The organism is Promicromonospora sukumoe 327MFSha3.1 (genome assembly GCF_000385135.1).
In the GTDB taxonomy this organism is placed as follows: Bacteria; Actinomycetota; Actinomycetes; order Actinomycetales; family Cellulomonadaceae; genus Promicromonospora; species Promicromonospora sukumoe_B.
In genome coordinates, this window is record NZ_ARQM01000010.1 from 684,091 (window position 1) to 701,836 (window position 17,746).

Consider the following 17,746-nt stretch of genomic DNA (forward strand, 5'->3'; position numbering starts at 1 on the left):
ACGACGACGTCGCCCGACGACGCCGCGACCCAGCGCGCCCCGCCCTCAGCCCCCGAGCAGCCCGACCACGGCCGTGACCAGCCGCGCCGAACGCTGTGCGGCGTCGTCCACGTGGGTGAGGAACTCCGTGCCGTCCGGGGCGCACAGGTCCGACACCGCGCGCACGGACACGAACCGCGCGCCGAAGTTGTGGCAGAGCTGCGCCAGTGCGGCGGACTCCATGTCGACGGCGAGCATGTCCGGGAAGTCGGCGCGGAGCGTGACCGCGAGGTCCGCCGTCACGAACTTCTCGCCCGACCCGATCGCGCCCTCGCGCACCTCGAGGTCGGCGATGCCGGCCGCGGCGCGGCGGACGGCGTCGGCGAGCGCGGGAGCGGCGTCGTACGCCTCGGGCATGCCGGGCACCTGGCCGAGCACATAGCCGAAGGCGCGCGCGTCGGCGTCCGCGTTCAGGAGGCGGGCGCCCAGGACGACGTCGCCCACGGCGACGTCCTTGGCGAGTCCGCCGGCGCTGCCCGCGCTGATCAGCGGCACGTCCGCGCCGAACCGCAGGATCGCGGCCGCGCCCGCGGACGTCGCGTTGACGAACCCGATGCCGGTGCGCACCAGCACGACGGGCTGCCCGCCGAGCACGATCCGGCGCTGCTCGGCGAGACCGACCCGCTCCGGCTCGCCCACCTCGGACGCCAGGGCGAGGAACGGCGCGGCCTCGTCGTCCATCGCGACGAGCACGACGGCGACCGGGCGCTCGCCGGTCCCGGAGACAGTGGCGGCCACCGGCTACTTCCCCTCGGTCTCGACCGACCCGAGCGGCAGCGGCGAGCCCGGCCGGTGGGTCCCGGCCGCGGCGTCCCGTGCGGCGGCCTCGAGCGCGGCCGCGTCGCGGGCGGCGGCGTCCCGGGCCGAGGCGTCGCCGGGCGCGTCCTTGGCGTAGACCTCCGACCACACGCCGCGGGCGGAGAGGAACGCCGAGGCGGCCTCCTGCGCGCCGCTCAGGGTGTGGTTCGCGCCCCAGCCGCACTGCACCTCGTTGGCGGCGGGGACCTCGGTCGCCGCGATGATGTCGCGCAGGGTCGCGTCGATCAGCGCGAGCACGTCGTCGTAGGCGGGCTCGCCCTGCAGCATCAGGTAGAAGCCGGTCTGGCAGCCCATGGGGGAGAAGTCCAGGACGGCGTCCGAGTGGTTGCGGGAGTGCTCCGCGAACAGGTGCTCCAGCGAGTGCACCGTCGGCATCTCGAGGTGCGCGACGTTGGGCTGGGTGAAGCGCACGTCGTACTTGACGATGACGTCGCCGCCCGGGAGCTGCTTGCGGTCCGCCAGGCGCACGTACGGCGCGGACACGGCGCGGTGGTCCAGGTTGAAGGACTCGACGTTCATGCGGGGCGCTGGGGAGGATGCTGACTCGGTCACGGTCCGAGCCTATGCCGTCTTCGGCCCCGTACTACCCCCGTACTACTCCCGTACCGCCCCCGTACTACGCTGCAACGCGTGAGCAGCAGCGACGCCCCCGACCCCACCGCCCCCACGCTGGCCCAGGTGGTCGCCGCCCTCGACGGCCTCTACCCGCCGTCGACCGCGGAGGGATGGGACGCCGTCGGGCTCGTCGCCGGTGACCCCGCCGCCCCGGTGCGCAAGGTGCTGTTCGCCGTCGACCCGGTGTCCGCCGTCGTCGACCAGGCGCTGGGCTGGGGCGCCGACCTGCTGGTCACCCACCACCCGCTGTTCCTGCGTGGCGTGAGCTCCGTGGCCGCCACGACCTTCAAGGGCTCCGTGGTGCACCGGCTGCTGACCGGCGGCTGCGCCCTGCACGTGGCGCACACCAACGCCGACGCCGCCCCGCGCGGCGTCGCCGACGCGCTCGCCGACCTGGTCGGCATCACCGACCGCCGGCCGCTGGAGCTGAGCGCCGCCGGCGCTCCGGGAACCGACGACGCCGCTCGCGGCATCGGCCGCGTCGGCCGCCTCGCCGAGCCCACCACGCTCGCGGGCTTCGCCCGTCGCGTCGCCGCCGTGCTGCCCGCCACCGCGCAGGGCATCCGCTTCTCCGGCGACCCCGACGCCGTCGTGACCACGGCCGCCGTCCTCGGCGGCTCCGGCGACGGGTACTTCGACGCCGTCCGCGCCGCCGACGCCGACGTCTACGTCACCTCCGACCTGCGCCACCACCCCGCATCCGAGCTGCGCGAACGTGCCGAGTTCGAGGCCCGCGCCGCCGGCACCCCCGGACCCGCCGGCACCCCGTTCCTCGTCGACACCGCCCACTACGCCAGCGAGTGGCCCTGGCTGCGCTACGCCGTCGAGGACCTCGCCGCGGCGCTCGCGGCCGACGGCCTCGCCGTCGAGGCCCGCGTCAGCGAGCTGGTCACCGACCCCTGGACGGGCCAGGTCCCGTCCCGCTGACCGAGCCCTTCCCGCCGTGTCAGACGCTCAGGTCACCAGAGTGATCTGTGCGTCTGACACGTGGGCGTGCTCGGTGCGAGCGGGCCTCGGGCCGGGTGCGCCCGCGCCGTCGGTCGCGGGGTAGCGTTGGACCACCCCCAGATCACGACCGAGAGGACACCTCCCGTGGCAACTGCACCACCCGAAGACCAGCGCAGGCTGCTGGAGGTCCAGGCGCTCGACACCCGCGCGCAGCAGCTCGAGCACCAGCGCAAGAGCCTGCCCGCGCTCACGCAGCTGACCGAGCTCGACGGCCGCATCGCCGACCTGCGCGCCTCGCTCGTCGAGTCGCGCACCCGGGTGGCAGACCTGAAGCGTGAGCTCACCAAGGCCGAGGGCGACGTCGAGCAGGTGCGCAACCGCGCCGCGCGCGACCAGCAGCGGCTCGACACGGGCAGCGTGAGCGCCAAGGACGCCGTCGCGCTGACCGACGAGCTCCGCTCGCTCGCCGCCCGCCAGGCCGCGCTCGAGGAGGTCGAGCTCGACGTCATGGAGCGCCTCGACGCGCACGAGGACGCGCTGGCCAAGGTCGAGGCCGCGAACGACGAGCTCGTCGCGGAGAAGACCAAGGTCGAGGGGGAGCGTGACAAGGGCTGGGCCGATCTCGACGCGCAGGCCGCGGCGCTCGCGGCCAGCCGGGTCACCGCGGTGGACGGCCTGGACGCCGGCCTGGTCGCCCTCTACGAGAAGCTGCGCGCGCAGCTCGGCGGCACGGGTGCCGCGGTGCTGAACGGCAACCGTTGCGACGGCTGCCGCATGGACCTGCCGCCCGTCGACCTGGACAAGATCCGCAGCGCCGCGCCCGACGCCGTGGTGCGCTGCGAGGAGTGCGGCCGCATCCTGGTGCGTGTCGCCTCCCCGACGGGCGCTGCCGCCGGATGAGCAGGGCATGAGCGAGGCACCCGGCCTCGACACCGACGCCCTCCCGCTCACCGTGGTCCTCGTCCGGCACGGCGTGACCCCGCTGACGGAGGCCGGCGTCGGCTCCGGGTCGGACGTCCCGGGCCCGCCGTTGAGCCCCCGCGGCCGGATCCAGGCGGCTCAGGCCGCGGACGCCGTGTTCCGCGTCGGGCGTGCGCCCAGGGCGGGGGCGGCGTCGTCGGGTGGGATGCGCGGCGGCGGCCTCTGGCCGGACCTGCCCCGCCCGACGGCGCTCGTCGCGTCCCCCGCGGTGCGCGCTCAGGAGACGGCGGCCGCCGTCGGACGGCGCCTCGGGCTGCACGTCAGCACGGACGACCGGTTCGCCGAGTTCCGGTTCGGGCAGTGGGAGGGGCGCACCGTCCCGGAGATCGAGCAGGAGTGGCCCGGTGCGCTGGCCCAGTGGCGCTCGACCGGGACGTTCGAGCCGCCGGGCGGCGAGTCGTACGCGCAGCTCGGCGCCCGCGTGTGGGACGGGCTGGCCGAGCTGCTGGCCGGCGGCGTGGACCGCACCGTCGTCGTGGTGGGGCACGCCGGGCAGATCCGGACCGCCGTCGGGCAGGCGCTGGGGGCGCCCGCCGCGACCTGGTCCCGGCTGCGCATCCCGCCGGCGTCGCTGTCGGTGCTGCGCCTGTGGGCGGACGGCAGCACGGAGGTGACCGCCGTCGGCGTCCCGACCGACGGCTGAACCACTGACGCTGAGCTACCGACGGCTGGGCTACCGACGGCTGAGCTACCGACGGCCGAGCGCGCCCCGCGCGAACGCCGGGGCGAGCGGTACCAGGGCCAGCACCAGGACGGCGGGCAGGGCGAAGCCGAGCCGCAGGTTCTCGGCACCGACGAAGCCGGTCAGCACCGAGCCGAGCAGCGCGCCCACGTAGTTGAACTGGTTGAAGCGCGCGATCACGGCGTCGGTGCGGGCACGGTCGGGCTCGATGGCGTCGGCCTTGCCCGCGGCCGAGGTTGCTGCTGAATCGGCTGCTGAACCGGCTGCAGCGCCGGCCGTTGCTCCCGCCGTAGTCCCCGTCGTTCCCGCCGTTCCCGCCGCTCCCGCAATCGTTCCCGCCGTCCCCGCCGTCCGGCCGGCCGTCCCTGCGTCCGCCGGAGCCGACGCGATGCGCCCCGCCGCCGAGAAGCTGAGCGGGGCCACGAGCGCGACCGCCGCGCCGAGGATCGTGAACCCGGCGACCGCGACCTGCCAGGTCGGCGCGAGCGCGACGAGCGTGAGGGCGCCGCAGGCCACGACCGCGCCGATCCGGAGCAGCGGCACCACACCGAACCGGGTCACGAGCTGCCCGCCCGCGAGCCGCACCACGATCGACGTCACGAGGTAGGGGAACGTCGCCAGCGCGACGAGGTTGCCGGGGGCGTCGAAGGACCGCGCCAGGTACACGGGGCCCCAGGCCGACGCCGTGGTGTCGACCATGTAGAAGACGACCAGTCCGGCCCCGACCAGCCAGATCGGCCGCCACGGGACCGGGGTCGCCTCTGCGCTGGTGCCGGGGGAGACGGCGCCCGGAGAACCAGCACTCGGGGAGCCGACGCCGGGAGAGCCGGCCCCCGCCGTCGTCGCGCCCGGCAATGGGCTGACCAGCCCGGGCGTGCCCGCCCCGGACGCGACTCGCGGGAGGAACCGCGCGAACGCGATCGCGAGCGGGACCACGGCCACGGCCGCGCCGACCTCGGGGGAGAGGTGCCCGGTGGCCAGGGCGATGATCGCGGCGGTGATGCCGCCGGTGGTCCAGTAGCCGTGCGACGACGGCAGGATGGGGCGGCCGTACCGGTGCTCGAGGTCGACGGCCTGCATGTTCGTGGTCGCGTCGACCAGTCCGAGGGCGATGCCGTAGAGCGCGACCCCGCCCACGAAGAACGCCATCGCGGGGGCGAGCGTGATCGTGGGGACGGCGACGACCATGAGGGCGAGCCCGAGCCGGAGCATGGGCGCGCTGCCGAGGCGGTGCGCCGCGCGCTCGGCGACCAGGGATCCGACCCCCGCGAGCAGCACCATCATGAGCAGCAGGAGCGATAGAGCCACCTCGTCCATGCCCCACTGCTCGAGGAATCGCGGCAGCCGGGTGGTGAGGCTGATGAAGACGAAGCCCTGCGCGAAGAACGCCGCGGCCACTGCGATTCGGGCGCCCGTCAGGCTGCTGATCCTCATGACCGCACATCCAACCGGTCGGTTGGCTTCGGCGCCAGGGTTCTGGCCCGGCTCATCCCTTTCGAGGGCCGACTCTTCTTCGCTTTCACCCGACCGAGAGCGAAGAAACTTAGGCCTCGAAGGGGAGGGCCGAGCGCGCCCTTCGACCCCGCTGCCTTGACCAGGGCGCTTCGACCACGGCCCCCCGAACGGATCGCTTCGAACGGACCGCTTCGAACGGTTGCCCAGCCGCCGTCCTACGCCAGGACGAGCTCCAGCGTCCGCGGCCCGCGGGCCTTGCCGTCCAGCAGGTTCGCCTCGATCAGCGTCTGGTCCTTGCCCGAGCCGATCTCGGTCAGCACCACCGAGCCGACCAGCTCCTGGGCGGCCTTGAGCACGTCCTCGCTGGTCCGGGCCTCGGACTCGCGCCGCAGCAGGTGCCCGGCGAGCACCCCCCGGGTGTGCTTGGCGTTGTGCGACACCACGGTCCGCTTCCCGTTCGTCTCGCGCAGCACGCGCACCTCCACCCACTCGGCGGGCGGCTCCCCGCCCGGTCCGGGAGCGGTGCGCGGCTTCCACGCCGCGACGTACGTCGCGGACCGGCAGTCGACGACGACGTCGCCCGCGGCCCGCGCGTCCAGCACCTCGGTCAGGGCGGGCTTCCAGAACGTGGCGAGCCGGCCGGCGTCGGGCAGGCCGACGCCCATGCCGAGCCGGTAGGCGGGGATGCGGTCGCCGGGCGCGACCACGCCCCACAGCCCAGAGAAGGTGAGGACGCTCTCCTGGGCGCGCCGCGCCGCGGCGTCAGGCAGGCCGGCGAGGCCCGCCGCCGCGTACAGGACGCCGGTGTAGACCTGGGCGGCGGGCGCCGCCGGCGCCTCGTGCAGCGCGGTGTTGCGCGCCACCTCCTCGGCGAGCCCGTCGCTGACCCCGAGGGCCGCCGTCGCACCGGGCCGTGCGCTGACCTGCGCCAGCTCGGTCAGCACCTGCCGGCGTCGGGCCGTGAGCTCCGGGTGGGCGAGCGCGGCCAGGTCGAGGGGAGCGGCGCCGTCGGGCGCGGGCGTCTTGCCCTCGGAGGGCGGAAGGAGCAGGAGCACCCGCTCAGCCTAGGTCGCGGACCCGGTGCGCGCGCATGAGCCGGGTCACGTTGACGGCGGCCGATGACCGTGGACCGAGCAGCCGGTGAACGTAGGGTTCGTCGGCTTCTGGCGGCTCAGACGCCGACGAAGCCTACGTTCACCTGCGCCGTCCGGCGGGCAGCCAGATCCCTCTAGGGTGACGTGCATGGTGCAGATCAAGGTGTACGGGAACCGGTCGGTGTGGGGCGGGCGGCGCACGGAGGTCTCCGACGCGCTGCACGAGGCGCTCGTGCGCACCTGGCAGCTCCCGGCGGAGAAGCGGTTCCACCGCTTCCTCCTGCTGGACGACGGCGACCTGGTCGCCCCGCGCTCGGACGCCTACCTGGTCGTCGAGATCGTCTGCTTCACCGGCCGCGGCCGCGAGGCGAAGCGGGCGCTGATCGCCGCGCTGTACGACGACGTCGCACCGCGCCTCGGGCTGCCCGCGGACGACCTGGAGGTCGTGATCCTGGAGAGCCCGCGCGAGAACTGGGGGATTCGCGGGGTGTCGGGCGACGAGCTGGCGCTGAGCTATCGCGTGGACGTCTGAACCGGCGGGCGGTGCGGAGAGATGACGGTACTCTTCTGCTTGCGGACGAGTCGGTCGGGCGGTCGCGTCGGGCACCCTCGGGTGCCCGCCGAGGAACGTCCGGGCTCCACAGGGCAAGGTGGTGGTTAACAGCCACCCGGGGTGACCCGCGGGACAGTGCCACAGAAAACAGACCGCCCTCGGTCCTCGGACCGGGGGTAAGGGTGAAACGGTGGTGTAAGAGACCACCAGCGCCACCGGTGACGGCGGCGGCTAGGTAAACCCCACCTGGAGCAAGGTCAGACAGACGGTGTTCGAGGGCTGCTCGCCCGATTCTCTTCTGGAGAAACACCGTCGGGTAGACCGCTCGAGCCCTGCGGCAACGCAGGGCCTAGATGGATGACCGTCGCCCGCGCGGGGGTAACCCCGCGCGGGAACAGAACCCGGCGTACAGACCGGCTCGTCCGCTTTTAGAGCCCTGACCTGCACCAGCATTGTCGCTGGCCCCGCCGGCCTTTCGTCGACGAGGAGTCGCTACCTCGCGCCGCCAAGGCTGATCCGGCGCCGCAGGGCCTGGGCTAGTGGTGCTTCCCACACGTCGGTGCCCTCCGCCGGATCGGGACCGTCGTGCGGAAGCCGGGCCATCGTCTGCTTGGTGACGCGGATAGCCTCCCGGTCGCGCCGGGCGATGCGCCGGGCCAGGCGCTTGGCCTCGTTCCACACGTTCTCGGTCGGGACGACGGATTGCACGAGCCCGCCCTCCAGCGCCTCCTGGGCGTTGATGGCATCGCCGAGCAGCAGCATCGCGCGGGTCCAGCCGGAACCGATCTCGGCGACCAGGCGGTCCAGCACCTCGCTCGGACCCACCGGGATCCTGACGACCGTCTCGGGCGCGCGGAACCGTGCGTCCTCGGCGGCCACGCGCAGGTCGCTCGCGACCGCCAGCCCGAGCCCTGTTCCGGCGACGTTGCCGTGCAGCGCCGCGACTGTCACCGCCGGGCAGGTGCGCCAGGCGCGCAGCACCTCGTCGCTGAGCTCGACGAGGTTCCGGTAGCCGTCGGGGTCGTTGGTGGCGAGCCGGCCGAGCTCGTCCAGGTCGCCGCCTATGCAGAAGTGGCGCCCTTCGGCGCGCAGCACGACGGCGGCGACGTCGTCGGGCAGCGTCTTGAGCACGTCGCCCAGGGCGGTCAGCGTCGCTCGGTCGAGCCGGTTGTCGCCGTCGGGCCGCGTGAGGGTCACCACCAGCACGGCGTCCTCGCGGTTGACCACGACGGGTCCGGCGGCCGACGCGCTCTCACCAGCGGCCACCGCCGCACCAGCACCCGCGGTCGCGGCTGGACGGGGTCGCCGCCGTACCGGCACCGAACGTGTTCCGCGGAAGGCGAGGGTCTCGTCGTAGCCCACTGGCCCGGCGAACTCGAGATCGAACCGCTGCAGCACCTCGGGGAACAGTGTCGTCGCTTCCAGACGGGCCAGCGGCGCGCCCAGGCAGTAGTGCATGCCCACGCCGAAGGCGAGGTTGCGGCGGGGCGGGCGCGAGAGGTTCAGGTCGTGCGGCGAGTCGTAGGCGTCGGGGTCGTGGTTGGCCGCGGCGACCACGGCGTGCACGATCTGCCCGGCTGACACCGGGATGCCGCCCGGCAGCTCCGTGTCCTGTGCCGCGTACCGGGTCATGAGCTGTACGGGCGATACGAAACGGACCAGTTCCTCGACGGCGCCGTGCACGGCTTCCGGGTGCTCGAGCATCCACGTGGCCTGGTCGGGCCGGCGCAGGAGCTGCACCACGCCGTCGGACAGCAGGGACGTCGTCGTCTCGAGGCCCGCCTCGATCATGACGTTGAGCTGGGAGCCGGCCACCGCGCGCACCGCGGGGTCGGTCTCTGTGTCGAGCCACTCTCCCAGCGGGGAGTCCTCCGCGAGCCGGGGTCTGGGCTGGGCTACGAGCTGTTCCCAGTACGCGTTCCACAGCTTGCCCGCGCGGTCGGCTTGCGCCATCCGCGCCTTGCTCGGCGCGAGGTCGTGCACGTTCGAGAGCATGCGGCTCATCTCGCACAGCAGCGGGATGTCCTCGCGCGGCAGCCCGAGAACGATGCAGAGCACCGCCATGGGCAGCCGGTCGCCGACCAGGGCCCCGAAGTCCGCCTCGCCGTCGGCGCGCAGCACCGCATCGAACCGGTCGAGGTACTCGTGGACGGTCTGGACGATCTGCGGTGTGAGGTCAGCGACCGACTGCGGCGAGACGAACGAGCCAAGGCTGCGGCGCAGCCCGGCGTGCCCGGGCGGGTTGGTGCCGAGCGCGGAGTCGTGCAGGAACTTCAGGCCCGGGTGCCGCACCCACGTCGGCTGGCGCGCGGTGCGCCAGGCGGCGTCCACGGTGCGCCAGCCGGATCCGCTGAGCACCTCGTGGCTCGCGCCGTGCGAGGTGACCATCCAGGCTCCCCACGGCATGCGGACCGCCGGGCCCATGGCCCGCAGCTCGTCGTAGACGGCGTGGGGGTCGGCGCGCCCTTCGGGCGAGCTCAGGTGCCGGATCAGCTTGGTCACGCGGCGGCGGGCATCGCGGTCCGAACTGGCTGCGACGGCGTCTGTCGTCTTCCGGGATCTACCGCTGTGGTCAGGCACTGGGGGCTCCTTATTCAGCCAAGACACCATCTCGTCTGCCGACGGACAACGTTAAACATAACGTGCATACCGGGCAGAACGTTCGGCTCTTGAGGGTCGCCGTGTGACCATTGCGTAAAAAAATGACTATGAGGCGGCCATGTGACGGTGTGGGTAGTCTTGTGCGCCGTTGGCGCAACCTGGCAGCCTCGGCAACCGCCTGCCAGGTCGACCCCGGTGCCGAAGACCCTCGCCATCACGGCCTGAGTCCCCCAGCCGCTGGTGCTCGTCCCGAGCATCGGTAGATCGAGTCGCCGACATCCTCGACGAGGCACGCCGGAACCTCGAGTTCATGCTCAAGATGCAGGTCCCCGACGGCGAACCCTGCGCGGGCATGGCGCACGAAGACCTGCGTTAACGGCAAGGCGCACGTCGATGCCGTCTGACGCTCCAGGGGCAGGTCAGACGCGGGCAGGCGTGCGGGCGGCCTGGCGCTCGGGAGTGAACGTCACCGGCAGCGTGGACGGGTAGCGCGACCACGGCGATGGCGCCCACTTCACCACCGGGTCGGTGAGCCTCAGGTCGAGCCGCTCCATGAGGCTCTCCACCGCGATCTTGACCACGAGCCGCCCTGGGCGCTTGGCGGGGCACGCGTGCGGCCCGACGCCGAAGGACAGGTGCGACCGGTTGCCCGCCTCGAAGAGGTCGTCACTGGTGCGTACCCGCGGGTCGTTGTTCGCGGCGGCCACGCCCATCACTATCGCGTCACCGGCGCGGATCTGGGCGGTGCCGAGGGTGCAGTCGGTCACGGCGTACCGGGCGGGCAGGTTCGCCACGGGCGGCTCGCTCCACAGCGTCTCGTCCATCGCGTCGTCCAGGCCGCGGCGCACGCCGGTGACGCGGCCGGTGTACCGGGGGTCGGTGAGCATGCGGCGAAGTGTGGCCGCGATCCAGGTCACGAGCATCTCGTTGGCCGCGCAGATCGCGATCACCATGGAGTGCACGATCTCGGTGTCGTCCTCGAAATTCGGGTGCTCGATGAAGCTGGTGGTCAGGTTCGGGCCTGGCTCCGCCCGGGTCGCGATGACGTGGTCCATCACGATCTGGTCCATCCGGACCAGGGCTGACACGGGATCGCCGCCGTGCCCGAAGATCTCGCTCGCGCAGTGCAACAGGTCGACCCCCTGCCGCTCGTCGAAGCCGAACATGCCCGACACCGCCAGGAACGACACCGCCGCCGCATACTCGCCCATCAGGTCCGCACTGCCCTTGGCGGCGAACGAGTCGATGAGCCGGGCGCACACGACGCGCACGAGCGCTGCCGTCCGGACCTCGTCCATGTCGGCGAACGCCTCGTCCACCGGGAGCCGCAGCCGCCGGTGCTCCGCGCCGTCCGAGAAGTACAGGTTCCGCCGTCCGGTCGGGGACAGGATGGCGTGCAGGGTCGACTGCGGTGGTAGCTGCTCTCTCCAGTGCCGTGGGTTCCGGGCGAAGACGCTCTCGGTGCGCATCACCTCCATGACCTCGGCGTGCCCCAGCACGAGCCAGCCCGGTACGCCTGGCTCCAGGTCCACGGGGGCCACCGGCCCCCACTGGTCCTGCAGCTTGCGCAGTGCCGCAGTCATGTCCTCTGCACCGGTCAGGTCCACCAGCGCGACCCGGCCCCCGCTCCGCTGCGGTTCGAGGTCAGGCATGCCCCTCCACCCCTCGACATTCATCTCAATTATCCATCGAAATCGGGGGCGACCTGCGTAGACGCCCGATCAGGCGTTTCTATCACGGGCGGCAGAGAACACGAAACACGCGGCGTTCTTCCCCACGGCGGCCAGGTCCGGGCTCATCGCCGTCGCGAACACCAGCGCCCGGAACGCCCCTCGCGAGACCCACGCTCTGTTCATGACCGCTTGTGGTGACCTGCTGTCCGCTCCGGTAGAACGATCGCTATGAGCTGGGTGGCGAACGTCATGATCTCGGTCGACCTGGACGACACCGAGAACGCGGAGGCGCTGAGCGAGTGGCTACGGACAGAAGCCCCCCGCCGGTCGGGTCCTGAGCGTGGCGGAGTGGGGTACCTGAGACTGCTCACAAGCACGGAGGACAACCAATGGGGCGGGTGGAAGGCACCCGAGTGCGAGGTGTGGGCAGGAGCCTTGAACCATGCTGACCTCGATGCTGTCCGGCAGCGCTTCTTCGAGATGCCGTGGCGCGAGCCGAACGCGGTGCAACTGTTCGTGATGGACCAGGAAGAGGACTTCTTCCGGCTGTGGATGATCCGCGGTGACGAGCTTCGGCAGTTCGCGCCCCTCGTGCCGAGCGAGGACGACGAGGTCTTCTATCGGGAGTGAAGAGGCAAGCACAAGGCCGTTCACACTCGGACGGCGGCGAGCCTGCACGTGGTCCGACAGAAGGGCCGCTCGGTACACATCGGGTACACATGACCGCCGGCTGAGGCCATCCGACGCCACCTCCACCAACGCGCCCCGGACCCGGCAGAACAGCGAATTTCCAACGATCTCGCGGTGCCCAACCCACTTGTCGGACACCGCGAGACATACCAGCACACCATCCGGGAGAACCCGGCGTGCAGACCGGCTCGTCCGCTCCCAGAGTTGGTGGCTCGGGCGCCGCGCGGTGGGACGGGGATGTACGCTCGCGGCCAGCGACGGCAGGACCTAGTCAAGGTCGTGCTCAGCAGGTCCAATTGCGGGTTTAGCACCTCCTGGAGGGTTCGCGTTGCGACCGGCTGCCCGCAGTCGGAGCCAAAGGCCAGTGCCAATAGATGCCGCTAGGCATAAGATCCCGATGACCACATACCCAGTGACGGGAAGTGCGTCGACGCTGCCCGTAACAGGGTCGGGGGATGCGAGAATTTGGTATTCATCGTGCATGGCTAGGTCCCGAGCCATCGCGGCTGCGATCGCCACGCTCGTTGCCGCTGTGCAGCTGATCGTGATGCGCAAGGGTCGCGACGTGAACACCGCCGGTAGGACCACCAACGGCGTCAGTGCATCGTAGGGAAGAAGGACAGGGATGGCGCTCGTGGCCAGACAGATTGCCGCCGGGTAGCGCTTTCGAAAGAGCACCGCCCAAGGCGCGATGAACGTGAGCAGGAGGGCGGGCCACGTAATCAGGTTGGGCTCAAGGACATCGGTGGATTCGAGGCCTGGGGGCCGGCCGGACATATCAAGAAAGGTCACCGCAACAATCGAGCTGAACCAACAGGCCGCCACCAGAAATAAACTGCGGACCAGATCCCATTTCGTCGGGATGAGACGCTTGAGCGGTTCTGGGAACCATCTGAACGCTCCCGTAACCTCCGAGGGGGAGCGAGTCGTGGTTTGGGGGTGGCGTTCGACCGCCTGGCGGTGCGGCAGCCCCGAGTCGACGGTGCTCGGTCCTTGGTTGATCTCGACCGACCTGGCATCGTTGAATGCGTCGCGGTCAACTGTCGCCTCGGTAGTCGAGGCGGGTTCCGGGGCGCGGTCGAGATCTTCCCGTGACGCGTGTTTGGCGTTCGTGAGTGCTTGGGCCGTGATGGCCGCACAAACGGCGGCGATGAATGAAACGCCTGCCGCAATCCAAAATTGGTTGCTGAGAATCATGCTTCCGCCAGCGCGCGTGACCTGGTTGGCCGTGACGGTCGCAAAGGTGCCCGATAGCGCGGTCACGGCCGCGCTCACGCCGATCAGCAACCAGCGAGCCCACTGCTTCATCAATCATCCGAATCGACTCGAACGGTTTGGTGTCGCAATTGGTGATGATACCGCGAGCTACTTCCGATGTAGTAGTCCGAGCTGCCCCCAGTGAGGTCTAGCGGCCTCTGCGGGAGATGGGCATCGCAGGACGATCCGTCCAGACTGGGGCTAATGGCGCTTCGCGAAGCGCCCAACGGGGCATCATCTCGTACAAACTGCCATTCGCAGGGTGATTCTTTTAGCGGTGCCCGAAGCGGACGTCGATCGCACCGGCGTGAGGGCCGAAACCTGCGGTAGATTTCATTGCTGGAATTATAATGCGGCGATCTGCTGGTCGACGGCACGGCGGCGATGCGTCTGTACCTCGACGACGGGCAGTTGGCCGGCTCAACCTGCCCGTTACCGTTGCGCCATGCGGTCCCGGAAGACGCCACAGGAGAAGAAACAGCTCAGCCTTGCCAGAGACCGCCGGAACAACTACGGCGAGAACGACAAGGCGTCCCGCAAGACGGTCCCCTTCCGCAAGGCCTCGGTGAACCGTGCGAACCGGCACGCGGACCGGCGAACCCTCACCGACGCGACCGGCGACAACGATGCCGAGGTCACCGAGTCAGCCGAACTGAGGCTTCGGGGTCGTCGCCGGAAGGTGTGGCGTAAGTGGCCGGACATGGCGCTCGGGGAGTACATCAATCAACGCAAAGCCTGATGTGCCGGAGAGATGCGACGGGGGTGCACGTAGGGCGCGGGGCCCGCAGCGGGGTCCAGACTGCGCGGTGAAGCCGCGCCCTTGCAGAGGTCAATTCGGCAGCGGCGCTGCCAGGGCCAGGGCGACCTCGACGCCCTCGTCCTAGAACTGTCTGGACGTCCGGTCGAACGACGCTCTGCGTGGGAACCACTATGCACAACGTGTGGTGCTCCAGATCAAGCGCGAGGGCTCGGGCGCCGGGAGGTACCTCATGGGCATGCTCGCCGAGCCATTCGAGGTAGTGGCCGACGCCGGTTGTCGTCCCGCCGCCGAACCGCTGCACGATTACGCAGCGCACGAGGGGAGTCTCCCCACAGCCACATTGTCCGAGCGCTACCCTCGGCGCGTGGAGACCGAGATCGCCCGGCTGGCGCGGGACTGGAACCCGAGAGCGATATCGGACATCTGGCACCCCGTGCGGACAGCCGGGCTCGGTGACCGCGACACGCTGGGCGCCCGGGTCCGAGCCGACCTCCAGGCGGAACCAGAACTGGTCGACTCCTGGGCTGCGTACTCGCAGGACAAGCGGTTCACGCCATCCTGGGCCTTGGAGGGGCGGCGTGTCACTTGGGTTTCGCCGTCGACAGGAACAGTCCGCGGACCCACGTGGATGTTCGATGACGAGGTCGAGGCATGTGCCGAGTTCATCCTGAGGGACGCATTGTGGTCGGTCGAGCGGCGGTTCGTGGACGTCGTGGCTGGGCCGCTGAACCGGTCGTGGTCCCTCATGGACGATGACCGCTTCCTGGCATTGCTCACGGTGACCGACAGCGACTTCCCTTGGTTGAACGCGACGCTCGCGCCCGCTCCAGCGTTCGAGAGTTGGCGTCCTGTATTCGACGACGAACGCCGGGCGCTCGACAAGATCGACGACGACCCGGAGGCGTGGGAAGCCGCCTACGACATCGTCGGCAATGCTCTAACCCTGCGTGACCCCGACGGGAACGACGTCGAGGCGTTCCTGCTCCACATCAACGGTGACGCAGCATGGTGGCGGTGGGCATGACCGAGACGACTGACGGATGGACCTCCGGCCGGTGGCTCCGCATCGGCGCGCCGAACCTCACGGACCTGCGCAACTTCTGGGCGACCGGACGCCGCATCACGGCGGCAGAACTCCTGCTCTACGTCGAGGCCGACCTCCAATTGCGCGACGACGACAGGATCCTGTTCGAGGAACCGCGATTCGAAGTCGCCGAGCTTGCTGTTGCCTTGACTCAGTGGGTGGGCGAAGGCACTGAGCCGGACCACGACTTCGTGCACGATCCGTCGTCATACGAGGAGACGGGCGTCATCCGTATCATCCGGACCGACGGCGGCTGGGCCGCCGGCTCGTGCTTCATCACGGGGACCACCGCGGCGCAGCCGTGGCCGGTCGTCAGGGAGTCGATCGACACCTTCATCGCGGTCGCGCGCGAACTCACGGCGAGATCCCTGCTCGAAGTTGGGTGGTCAATCATCGAAACGATGGCTGCCCTGCGGCGCGGGCTCGGCGTGCCACTGCGAGAAGCCAAGCCCCTGGTTGTCCGGGCGAGTGGCCGCGCGTCCGAGTTTTACGCATTCCAGGACGAGGCCTGGGCCGCTTTGAAGGCCGTCCCGGCGGATGATGACGCACTGGAGTTTCGCGAATGAGTCCCGACTGCCAGACAACGCCATTCCTTCTCGCACTTGCAGCACGCGTCGCCTTGCTGCCCCGACGGGTTGCCTGCTCCCCCGCAGATTGCGGGCCCGTGCCAGTCCGCAGATAGTCCGCAAGAGGTCCGCACCAGCCCATCCGGCCCCAACACGACCAACGGCCGGGAACGTTCGAATCCCAACGTTCCCGGCCGTCGTCGCTCTCATCACACCGTGCCGGATGTCCGAACTGCGATCCACGAACTACTGCAGATAACACGAGGCCAGAATCGAAATTCACCATGGTCGCGCTCTCGTGACTGCTGCGGCCCGGCCTCTGCCATGATCCCTATATGGACCCGGAGTTGCCGATCGTGCAGGTGGACCTGTGGCGTGCCGACGCAGTCGTGTTGTTCGACTGGCTCATGTCGGTAGACCTGGACACCGTTCCGATCTCGCACCCTGCGCAGAAGCAGGCACTGATGGACCTGGTGACGAGGCTCGAGACGGAGACCGACCTTCCGGGCGTTGCCCAGGCGGAGATCGAGGAAGCCCAGTTGTCCGTCGCACAAGACATGGGCTGGTAGCCGCGCATGATCACCGCGCTTTCACGGACGAGCGTTCTCCTCTCGCTTCAGCGCGCACTCTGGGATGTGGTCACACCCGGGCTGCGCGGAGTGGCAGTCAGTTTTGGTGGTTCTAGCATCGAGGGCCGGATGATCTACGACCACGAACCTGGCCCCGCGGATCGCGAGGACTGTTCACTGGTGGAGACGTATGTCGTTGCCGATTTCCCCGACGACGTAGTGGTCAGCCTCAGTGCCGTCGCTGCCACCCCGCCCGAGCCGCGATCATTGCTCGCCGAAGAATCGTGGGTGTACCTGCGCAAGGAACCCGCTCCACCCGAACCGTGGCATCCGCACCGCAGCCCTACAGCTCCGCCGCTGCTCGACTCACCTCGCACGCGCGGCGAGCTCGCGACATTCATCGACGAACTCGCGACCACGATCATGGCCGCGCCCGACGCCTGGGAGAACGTCACGCTTCCTGCCTATCTCCGTGCACTTGCCGCCTGGACCCGTGACCTCGACGGCTTCTACCTGAACCACGCCGAGACGGTACCCGAGACGCCGTCCTGGAATCTCATGGCGCGGATGCTCCATGCCGCGACCGGCTACGAGTAGGCAACCGCCGGCGCACGGTGGGTTTCCCGACTGCTACCCAGTTCCAACGATCTCGCGATGCCCAACCCACTTGTCGGACACCGCGAGACATACCAGCACACCATCCGGGAGAACCCAGCGTACAGACCGGCTCGTCCGCCTTTAGGTCTCTGCAGGTCACCAGGCCAGCGCTCAGCGCCGCGTCTCGTACCGGTTCAGGACCACCCCGCCGGAGAACGTCCGCGTCTCCACCAGGTTCAGGTTCACCCAGCTGTCCAGTGCGGTGAAGAACGGTTTGCCGCCACCCACCAGGGCCGGATGCGTGACGATCGTGTACTCGTCGATCAGCCCGGCCCGCATGGCCGCCGCGGCGAGCTGCGCTCCGCCGACCCGTATCGGTCCGTCGCCCTCGGCCTTGAGCCGGGCGATCTCCGCGACCGCGTCGCCGTCGAACAGCCGGGCGTTCCAGTCGACCTTGTCGAGGGTCGACGAGAACACCACCTTCGGCGTGTCCCGCCAGTTCCGCGCGAACTCGATCTCTGCCGGCGTGGCGCCCGGCTGCTGGTCGCCCGTCGGCCAGTAGGAGCTCATCATCTCCCAGAGCTTGCGACCGTACAGGAACAGCTCGATCGCCCGCTCCTCGTCGAGCCACCACTGGAACAGCTCCTCGTTCGGCTCGCTCCAGCCGAGCTCGTCGCCGGGGGCGGAGATGTAGCCGTCCACGCTCAGGTTCATGCCATAGAGCAGTTTCCGCATGGCTTCGTGCCTTCCGTCGGTCGGTCTC

The 17,746-nt window shown here is 70.3% G+C and carries 17 protein-coding genes, 1 other RNA gene and 1 pseudogene; 11 read left to right on the forward strand and 8 right to left on the reverse strand.

Annotated features, from left to right (window positions below):
- Positions 1-45: 45 nt before the first annotated feature.
- Both mtnN and H291_RS29000 read right to left on the reverse strand, forming a co-directional pair.
- Entirely contained in the window at positions 46-777 is a 732-nt protein-coding gene (gene mtnN / locus H291_RS0106790) for a 5'-methylthioadenosine/S-adenosylhomocysteine nucleosidase (RefSeq protein WP_020014225.1), read from the reverse strand.
- A 150-nt stretch (positions 778-927) separates the two neighbouring features.
- Positions 928-1,377: pseudogene (locus H291_RS29000) on the reverse strand (S-ribosylhomocysteine lyase); the annotation flags it as partial.
- Positions 1,378-1,488: 111 nt separating this feature from the next.
- Here H291_RS29000 and H291_RS0106800 point away from each other — a divergent pair.
- The 3 genes from H291_RS0106800 to H291_RS0106810 all read left to right on the forward strand — a co-directional run bounded on the left by H291_RS0106800 (position 1,489) and on the right by H291_RS0106810 (position 4,045).
- Entirely contained in the window at positions 1,489-2,400 is a 912-nt protein-coding gene (locus tag H291_RS0106800; RefSeq protein WP_020014227.1) for a Nif3-like dinuclear metal center hexameric protein, read from the forward strand.
- Positions 2,401-2,565: 165 nt separating this feature from the next.
- Positions 2,566-3,321 carry a zinc ribbon domain-containing protein gene (locus tag H291_RS0106805; RefSeq protein ID WP_020014228.1) on the forward strand — a complete coding sequence of 252 codons (756 nt, stop codon included), beginning with the start codon at positions 2,566-2,568 and terminating at the stop codon, positions 3,319-3,321.
- A gap of 7 nt (positions 3,322-3,328) precedes the next feature.
- Positions 3,329-4,045, forward strand: a complete 717-nt coding sequence (locus H291_RS0106810) for a histidine phosphatase family protein (protein WP_020014229.1) — start codon at positions 3,329-3,331, stop codon at positions 4,043-4,045.
- Between the two features lie 45 nt (positions 4,046-4,090).
- On the opposite strand, the gene H291_RS34110 is transcribed toward H291_RS0106810, so the two are convergent.
- Entirely contained in the window at positions 4,091-5,746 is a 1,656-nt protein-coding gene (locus tag H291_RS34110; RefSeq protein ID WP_332256668.1) for an MFS transporter, read from the reverse strand.
- A gap of 8 nt (positions 5,747-5,754) precedes the next feature.
- Positions 5,755-6,594 (reverse strand): YaaA family protein, encoded by an 840-nt coding sequence (locus tag H291_RS0106820; protein WP_020014231.1) that lies wholly within the window; start codon positions 6,592-6,594, stop codon positions 5,755-5,757.
- Positions 6,595-6,781: 187 nt separating this feature from the next.
- Between H291_RS0106820 and H291_RS0106825 the strand changes: the two genes are divergently transcribed.
- Positions 6,782-7,165 (forward strand): tautomerase family protein, encoded by a 384-nt coding sequence (locus tag H291_RS0106825; protein WP_020014232.1) that lies wholly within the window; start codon positions 6,782-6,784, stop codon positions 7,163-7,165.
- A gap of 46 nt (positions 7,166-7,211) precedes the next feature.
- An RNA gene (rnpB, locus tag H291_RS32595) (RNase P RNA component class A) lies at positions 7,212-7,611 on the forward strand.
- A 67-nt stretch (positions 7,612-7,678) separates the two neighbouring features.
- Here rnpB and H291_RS32330 read toward each other — a convergent pair.
- Both H291_RS32330 and H291_RS0106835 read right to left on the reverse strand, forming a co-directional pair.
- The gene (locus H291_RS32330) at positions 7,679-9,688 is read right to left on the reverse strand and encodes a cytochrome P450 (RefSeq protein ID WP_020014233.1); all 2,010 of its coding nucleotides are present in this window, start codon (positions 9,686-9,688) and stop codon (positions 7,679-7,681) included.
- Positions 9,689-10,206: 518 nt separating this feature from the next.
- On the reverse strand, positions 10,207-11,439 hold the full coding sequence (locus H291_RS0106835) for a cytochrome P450 (RefSeq protein WP_020014234.1): 1,233 nt from the start codon (positions 11,437-11,439) through the stop codon (positions 10,207-10,209).
- A 249-nt stretch (positions 11,440-11,688) separates the two neighbouring features.
- On the opposite strand from H291_RS0106835, the gene H291_RS0106840 reads away from it, so the two are divergent.
- Positions 11,689-12,090, forward strand: coding sequence for a hypothetical protein (locus H291_RS0106840; protein ID WP_020014235.1), 402 nt, complete (start codon positions 11,689-11,691; stop codon positions 12,088-12,090).
- Between the two features lie 327 nt (positions 12,091-12,417).
- Here H291_RS0106840 and H291_RS33690 read toward each other — a convergent pair whose 3' ends face one another.
- Positions 12,418-13,458, reverse strand: coding sequence for a hypothetical protein (locus H291_RS33690; RefSeq protein ID WP_157236754.1), 1,041 nt, complete (start codon positions 13,456-13,458; stop codon positions 12,418-12,420).
- A 394-nt stretch (positions 13,459-13,852) separates the two neighbouring features.
- Here H291_RS33690 and H291_RS0106845 point away from each other — a divergent pair, with 394 nt between their 5' ends.
- The 5 genes from H291_RS0106845 to H291_RS32335 all read left to right on the forward strand — a co-directional run bounded on the left by H291_RS0106845 (position 13,853) and on the right by H291_RS32335 (position 16,983).
- Positions 13,853-14,146, forward strand: coding sequence for a hypothetical protein (locus H291_RS0106845; RefSeq protein WP_020014236.1), 294 nt, complete (start codon positions 13,853-13,855; stop codon positions 14,144-14,146).
- 202 nt (positions 14,147-14,348) lie between these two features.
- Positions 14,349-15,191: a hypothetical protein gene (locus H291_RS34115; protein ID WP_020014237.1), complete on the forward strand. Its 843-nt coding sequence runs from the start codon at positions 14,349-14,351 to the stop codon at positions 15,189-15,191.
- The gene (locus tag H291_RS0106855) at positions 15,188-15,817 is read left to right on the forward strand and encodes a DUF7878 domain-containing protein (RefSeq protein ID WP_157236755.1); all 630 of its coding nucleotides are present in this window, start codon (positions 15,188-15,190) and stop codon (positions 15,815-15,817) included. Before H291_RS34115 ends, H291_RS0106855 begins: the two co-directional genes overlap by 4 nt.
- A gap of 335 nt (positions 15,818-16,152) precedes the next feature.
- A complete protein-coding gene (locus tag H291_RS0106860; protein WP_020014239.1) occupies positions 16,153-16,386 on the forward strand; it encodes a hypothetical protein in 234 nt (77 codons plus the stop codon).
- A gap of 6 nt (positions 16,387-16,392) precedes the next feature.
- On the forward strand, positions 16,393-16,983 hold the full coding sequence (locus H291_RS32335) for a DUF7660 family protein (protein WP_157236756.1): 591 nt from the start codon (positions 16,393-16,395) through the stop codon (positions 16,981-16,983).
- A gap of 171 nt (positions 16,984-17,154) precedes the next feature.
- Here H291_RS32335 and H291_RS0106870 read toward each other — a convergent pair whose 3' ends face one another.
- Positions 17,155-17,718, reverse strand: a complete 564-nt coding sequence (locus H291_RS0106870) for a dihydrofolate reductase family protein (protein ID WP_026365488.1) — start codon at positions 17,716-17,718, stop codon at positions 17,155-17,157.
- Between the last annotated feature and the right edge of the window lie 28 nt (positions 17,719-17,746).